The organism is Streptomyces sp. NPDC049813 (assembly GCF_044465085.1).
Classification (GTDB): Bacteria; Actinomycetota; Actinomycetes; order Streptomycetales; family Streptomycetaceae; genus Streptomyces.
The window spans coordinates 154,788-160,938 of sequence record NZ_JBITLI010000019.1; the positions used below are offsets into that span (position 1 = coordinate 154,788).

General features: G+C 71.1%; 7 protein-coding genes and 1 pseudogene. 6 read left to right on the forward strand and 2 right to left on the reverse strand.

Annotated features, from left to right (window positions below; translation table 11 throughout):
- The first annotated feature begins 59 nt into the window (after positions 1 to 59).
- The 6 genes and pseudogenes from ACIBW6_RS30965 to ACIBW6_RS30990 all read left to right on the forward strand — a co-directional run bounded on the left by ACIBW6_RS30965 (position 60) and on the right by ACIBW6_RS30990 (position 3,996).
- The gene (locus tag ACIBW6_RS30965) at positions 60 to 626 is read left to right on the forward strand and encodes a TetR/AcrR family transcriptional regulator (protein WP_399065440.1); all 567 of its coding nucleotides are present in this window, start codon (positions 60 to 62) and stop codon (positions 624 to 626) included.
- Positions 627 to 840: 214 nt separating this feature from the next.
- Positions 841 to 1,002, forward strand: a pseudogene (locus ACIBW6_RS30970) (extradiol dioxygenase); the annotation flags it as partial.
- A 130-nt stretch (positions 1,003 to 1,132) separates the two neighbouring features.
- Positions 1,133 to 1,921, forward strand: a complete 789-nt coding sequence (locus ACIBW6_RS30975) for an aminoglycoside N(3)-acetyltransferase (protein WP_399065442.1) — start codon at positions 1,133 to 1,135, stop codon at positions 1,919 to 1,921.
- A 170-nt stretch (positions 1,922 to 2,091) separates the two neighbouring features.
- Complete coding sequence (locus ACIBW6_RS30980; protein ID WP_399065444.1) at positions 2,092 to 2,493, forward strand: ATP-binding protein; 402 nt, start codon at positions 2,092 to 2,094, stop codon at positions 2,491 to 2,493.
- Positions 2,494 to 2,813: 320 nt separating this feature from the next.
- The gene (locus ACIBW6_RS30985) at positions 2,814 to 3,662 is read left to right on the forward strand and encodes an arylamine N-acetyltransferase (protein WP_399065447.1); all 849 of its coding nucleotides are present in this window, start codon (positions 2,814 to 2,816) and stop codon (positions 3,660 to 3,662) included.
- A 118-nt stretch (positions 3,663 to 3,780) separates the two neighbouring features.
- A complete protein-coding gene (locus ACIBW6_RS30990) occupies positions 3,781 to 3,996 on the forward strand; it encodes a hypothetical protein (RefSeq protein ID WP_399065449.1) in 216 nt (71 codons plus the stop codon).
- A 25-nt stretch (positions 3,997 to 4,021) separates the two neighbouring features.
- On the opposite strand, the gene ACIBW6_RS30995 is transcribed toward ACIBW6_RS30990, so the two are convergent.
- Both ACIBW6_RS30995 and ACIBW6_RS31000 read right to left on the reverse strand, forming a co-directional pair.
- Positions 4,022 to 5,461, reverse strand: coding sequence for a condensation domain-containing protein (locus tag ACIBW6_RS30995; RefSeq protein WP_399065452.1), 1,440 nt, complete (start codon positions 5,459 to 5,461; stop codon positions 4,022 to 4,024).
- 175 nt (positions 5,462 to 5,636) lie between these two features.
- Positions 5,637 to 5,783 carry a hypothetical protein gene (locus tag ACIBW6_RS31000; protein WP_399065454.1) on the reverse strand — a complete coding sequence of 49 codons (147 nt, stop codon included), beginning with the start codon at positions 5,781 to 5,783 and terminating at the stop codon, positions 5,637 to 5,639.
- Between the last annotated feature and the right edge of the window lie 368 nt (positions 5,784 to 6,151).

The following is a 6,151-nucleotide window of genomic DNA, read 5'->3' on the forward strand; positions in this document are numbered from 1 at the left end:
TGAACTCCGGTTCCGAATCTAGTGCGGGGTCTTCCACGCCGTCAACTACGATCAGGACCATGACCACCCGGGAACCCTCGCTGCGCGCCGACGCCCGGCGGAATCGCGAGGCCATCCTCGACGCGGCCAGCGACCTGTTCGCCCGCCGGGGCGAGAGCGTGCAGATGGACGAGATCGCCGAGCGCGCCGGACTTGGCGTAGGCACCCTGTACCGCCACTTCGCCGACAAGCAGGCCCTGCGGGCCGCGATCATCGGGCGCCGATTCGAGGCGATGACCGGCCTCGCCCGGAGCGCCGAGCAGATCGAGGACGCGTGGGAGGCGTTCGAGACCCTGCTCCACGGATATCTGGAGTCGGTGCAGCCCGACGCCGCTTTCCGCCTCGCGCTGCTGGGTCCGCACGAGCCGAGCTGGGAGGCCATCGACGCGGCGAAGAGCGCGTTCCGGACGATCGTCGACCGGGTCGTGCGGCGCGCCGTCGACGCCGGTCATCTGCGTGCGGACTTCCAGGCGTCCGACTTCATCCTCATCACGCGTGGTGCGATGGCGAACATGACGGGTGGGCAGGACTGGCGTCGGTTTCTGGTCCTGCAGTTGGACGGCGTACGGCGGCGCGGCGGCCGCTGACGTCGGTCTGGCCGGCTCGGCCGGTCACGGACGTGTGCGGCTGCCGTCCGTCCGTGCTCCCGCACTTCCGTACGGGCGGTTCCGCGTCTCAGGCGCGGCGGTTCCGCGTCTCAGGCGCGGCGGTTCCGCGTCTCAGGCGCGGCGGTGCCGCGTCGCGGGCGATGGGTTCGGCTCTCTTGTCACCAGGAAAGCGGCGGACGCCCAGGATGCAGAAGCCGCGCGGCGCATTCTGCTGAGTATCGGCGTGGACGACGTCGACGAGACCCTCGGGCGTGTCACAGCGCTCGGCGGGTCTGTCAGCGGGGGCGCCACGAACATGCCGTGGGGCCGGCGGGTCGCCCACGTCCCCGCCACGAGGGGCGCGCCCACGCCGTGATACCGCTGTTGGCGGGCCGGTCGACCGCCGGCACACGGGCCCGCAGGCCTTCACTTCAAGCGCAGTCCGCGCCCCGCGCACACACAGGGTGCGGCCGGGCACCCAGCCGACGGAGAGAGAACACCGCACGATGAGCACCGCCGTCCCCCTGACCCACGACGACCTGCGTCACCAGTTCACCGCCCTCGGTGTGCCGTCCGGTGCCGTGGTCATGGTCCACGCGTCACTGTCGGCGTTCGGCCCCGTCGAGGGCGGAGCAACCACCGTCGTCGGCGCGCTGCGTACTGCTCTGGGTGAGGACGGCACTCTCGTCGTGCCCACCTTCACCCCGCACATCAGCGACCCGCGGCCCGAGGTGCCGCTCGCCGACGCCGGCGCCGCGAAGGCGCGTGCCGCGGTACCCCTGTTCACCGACACGACGCCCACGGGCATGGGCGCCCTGCCCAATGCCCTGCTCGCGCGGCCCGGCCGGCTGCGCGGCCGCCACCCGCAGGCCTCCGTCGCCGCACTCGGACCCCTGGCCGCCGACATCACCCGCGACCAGCCCTACAACGAGGCGCTGGGGAGCGACTCGCCCTTCGCCCGCATGTACCGGCTCGGCGCGTACATCCTGCTCCTGGGCGTCGGCCACAACCGCAACAGCTTCCTGCACCATGCCGAGACCCGCACGGCTCACGCACGACGCAAGACACGGCGCTTCCCCGTCCTGCTCCACGGGGAGCGCGTCTGGGTCGAGACGGCCGACGCGGGCGACGACAACGGTCGCTTCTTCCCGCGCGTGGGCGAGGACGCCGAGCACGCCGGGCTCATCCATCGCGGCCACATCGGCGCCGCCGACTGCCAGTTGATGGCGGCCCGCCCCTTCACGGACTTCGCCACCGACCGCCTCGGCGGCTTGCTCAGGGGTGCGAGCGTGTAGGCGTGCGGTAAGGGTGCTCGGTGTACGCGGTAGCGTCCTGCCTGTACGGGGCGCGGCGCTGGGGCGGCGGGCAGGGATGAACAGAGCACGCACAGCGAGGGCGACCTGTGGAAGCGACACCATCTGAGTATGCCGGTGACGGCGGATCCGCCGTCCGACGATTCGATGAGTTGGCCTTGGCGCTGGACGGCAGCGACAGCTGCATCGGCCAGGCGCGCCGGGCCGCCACGCAGTTCCTCTCCCGGGCCGCGCAGGAGCGGCACGTGGGGGTGTCGCCGCGGGCCGTGCAGGACACCGAGCTCATCGTCAGCGAGCTGGTGACGAACGTGGTGAAGTACGCGCCCGGCCCGGGGCTGTTGCAGTTGCGGTTGACCGCGGACACCGTGCTGGTGGAGGTATGGGACAGCGACCCGCTGCTGCCCGCTGTCCGCGCGGCGGATCCGTCGCGGATCGGTCAGCACGGCCTGGAGATCGTCACGTTCCTCGCCCGGTCCATGACCTTCCAGCCGACCGTGGTCGGCAAACGCGTCCGGGTCGGGATCAGCCTCTCCCCCGCCGAGACGGCGTCCTGAGAGAACGGCCTAGGTCGTGTCCGCAAAGTCCCTCCGTTCGCCCGGAGGGCGGGCCGCGCGGCGTCTGGTGCGTGCTCTCGGCGTGCCGGGCGCAGGCCCTCGTACTGGATGTACTTGGGTCTGTGCCCGGTGCGGCGAGAGCGCGTGCCAGGCGTCGCGCGGCAGGAGGGACTTTGCGGACACGGCCTAGGTCCAATGACGGGTTGCGCCCGGGACCTCTGGATGAGGAATAGGAAGGGCGTCTCGCGTAGGTTCCGATCGAGCGGGCGTCCAGGTACGTACCGGCAATGGTGAATGCATCAAGGACGAGAGGCGAGAGCATGCGCGACACGCAGACGACTTCGGTGTGGCAGGGGGCGGAGCTCGACCTCGACGCCTACCTCGGCCGGATCGGATTCCGCGGCTCGCGCGACGCCACCCTGGCCACCCTCGGGCGGCTCCAGCACGCCCACACCACGTCGATCCCCTTCGAGAACGTCCACGCCGTCCTCGGCCTGCCGCTGCCCCTTGATCTCGCTTCCGTACAGGAGCGCCTCGTGCGACACCGCCGCGGCGGCTACTGCTACGAGCATGTCCTTCTCTTCGCCGCCGCCCTGGAGCGACTCGGGTTCGACATCACCGGCATCAGCGGCCGCATCACCCTGGGCGCCCCCAGGATCACACCGGCCACGCACGCCATGCTGGTCGTGCGTTTCCCGGACGACGCGCGGGCCTGGCTGTGCGACGTGGGCTTCGGCAGCGGTCCGACCGCACCGATCGAACTCGCCGACGGTGCCACGCTGGAGGCCGATGGCTGGCGGTACCGCCTCGAACGGCACCCCGGCGCCCTGTCCGACACCTGGAGGATGTACCAGTACGGGGCAGACGGCTGGAGCGACCGCAACACCTTCGTCCTGGTGCAGCAGTATCCGGTCGACTACCGGGTCGGCAGCCACTACGTCGGCACACATCCGCGCTCGCCGTTCGTCACACGCCTGTTCGCCCAGCGATTCACCGGCGCCGAGCACCACCAGCTCGACGGCACCACCTGGAGGGTCCTCACACCCGACGGTGCGCGCGTGGAGAAGGAGGTCGCGCCGGAGCGGATCGGCGAACTGCTCGCCGACACGTTCGACATCACTCTCACCCCGGGCGAACTGACCGCGGTCCTGGGAGCCGGAGCCGGATGAGCGGGTTCCGCGCACTCAGTTGCCCTCGCTATGAGCAGCCCTCGTTGCTCGGGGCCACGAACGGGTGATCTTGTGGTGTTCCACGAACCATGATCGGCGGGCGCACGTCACCTGAGGCATGAGCAGCCAAGACGCCCACCTCGAACGTCCCGGACTCGTGCGCCTGACCCTTGAGGGAGCCAACACCCAGGCGGTCCTCGCCCTGGCATACGAGCTGACCGCCTGCCACGACGTCACCGGACCCGACACCCCTGAACCCATCCCGAACGCGCAGGAAGCGTGCGGGGTGCGGATCTGGCAGTACGGATATCCCGCCACCATGCCTGACGACTGATCGCGCCGACCCGGCGCCCGCACACTCACGCGGCCCCCGCACCCGGTGACGCCGGTGTGCGGGGCACACGTGTCTGCGGGGGCGTCTCGACGAGCTGTCGCAGGTGGTGTCCGAGGCCGTCGGCGAGGCCCTGGGCCTGTTCGGGGGTGTACCAGGCTCGCGGGAGCACCAGGAGCAGGGTGAGTCCACCGTCCGGCGTGCCGACGCTGAACAGGGCGGGCAGGGGGCCCGGCGGCGGGGAGTAGCCCCACAGGGGTTCGGCTGTGAGACCCGGCGGGAGGGGGAAAGTGCGGGCGCGGGCACCCAGGCTGCTGACCACGATGCTCATCGGTGCGGCCGCGATCTCGTGCATGAGCTGGGGCAGGGCCGCGATGGCCCGGTCGAGCCGCCCGTCGGTGAGTGCCGCGCGCAGTTGGTGCCACACCTGGCGGCCGAGGTCGACCGGGGTGTCCTCGGGGTGGACGTCGAGGACCGCCTCGGTCGTGGCGGCGGCGAAGACGAGGTGGTCGCGGGGCAGAGCCGGTGCCATCCGTGGGCGCAGGTCGACGGGGGTCAGGCAGCCGAGGCGGACGGCGCGGTCCTGCGGGGTGAGCTGATCCCGGACGGCGCGGTCCTGCGGGGTGAGCTGATCCCGGACGGCGCGGTCCTGCGAGGTGAGCTGATCCCGGACGGCGAGCAGTGCGAGACCGCACAGGACGGCGTGCGGGGTGGTACGGGCCTCGGCGGCGGTGCGGGTGAAGTGCTGCGTCTGGGTGGGGTCGAGGTGCAGGTGGCGGAGGTGGCTTCCGGTGCCGGGGTCCGGTCCGTCCTCGGTAGCGGCCTGAGCAGGGAGGCGTTCGGGTGCGGGCGCGGTGGTGGCTGTCGTACGCAGCTCGGCCAGGAAATCGGTGATGTCCTGGGCGGAGAAGCGGGCGCGGAAGTGGTCCTCCACGGCCAGGGGCAACGGGGCCGCTGGCGAGGGGAGTTCAGGGTCGGAGCTGGTGGCGTGCACGGTGTAGCGGGTCCACAACTCGTTGAACAGCGCCAGGCAGCTGGTTCCGTCGCTGAGGGCGTGGGCGACGGCCAGGACGACTTGGTGGCGGTCGGCGCTCTCGGTCAGCAACGTGACGCGGAACAGCGGGGCATCGGCCGGGAAGGGGGCGGTGGCCGTCTCGAAGTCCGTGTGCTCGGTCAGATGGGGGGCCGGGAGACGTGGGTCGTGACGGAGGTACGCGACCTCCTTTCCGCCCTGGTCCTGGTCCTGGTCCTGGTTCTGGTTCTGGTCCCTGTCCTGGTGGGTGATGCGGCAGGTGAGCACGGGGTGTTGTCGGGTGAGGTCGTCCACCGCGCGGGCCAGGGCCGCGCGGTCGAGCGGGCCGTGCAGACGGTGACTGATGATCAGGGGTGTGCCGGTGGCGGCAAGAGCGCTCTCACTGGCGGACAGGGCGCGTTGCTGCGCGGCGGGCGGTGCGGTGGTGGCAGGCATGTGCTCCCCTTGAGCAAGGGATGGGTGTGGTGGGGGGGGGAATTGGCGGCTTGTGGCGTGGTGCCGAATGGGGTGCCGGTGTGCTGGTGCGTAGGGCTGGCTTACGGCTCAGGTCGTGGTGGGCCGGCCCGTCACCGGAGGCCGGTTGCCCAGCACTGCTCCGGCCCGGCAGAGGTCAGTTGAGGTCCCGGTCCCACCACCACGCGATGGAGGGAGCGCCCGCCACCGGCCCCGGCCGCAGGTCGCACGGGTCCTCGGCCCACTCCGGCCGCAGGTCCTCCCGTTCGTCGGGCCAGTGGCCCTGGCTGAGGTAGCGGGGCACGGGCCCGCTGTACGACACGGCGCACCTGTGGGTGGACGGCGGACTCCAGCGGAGAGTACAAGGGCGGCAGCAGGACGTCGGCGAACTGGGTTCCCATGGGGAGGGCAACTTTCCGTGGAGGCACAGGGCAGCTCTCACGATCTTGCGGCACCCGGTGCGGCCGCCAGGTAAGGCATGCCCGCACGAAGAACGCGCCATTCGAACGGGTGGCCAGGACCCTGCGCGTTGACGCCCACCAGGTGTTTCGCGGCCTCACGTGTGCGCTCGCCCGCGCCTAGGGAGTGTCTTTCCGATCATCGGATCGTTGGTCCGGTCGTGAGGGATAGGGAGATTTCTGATGCTGCCTGGGCGGTGATGGGGCCGTTGTT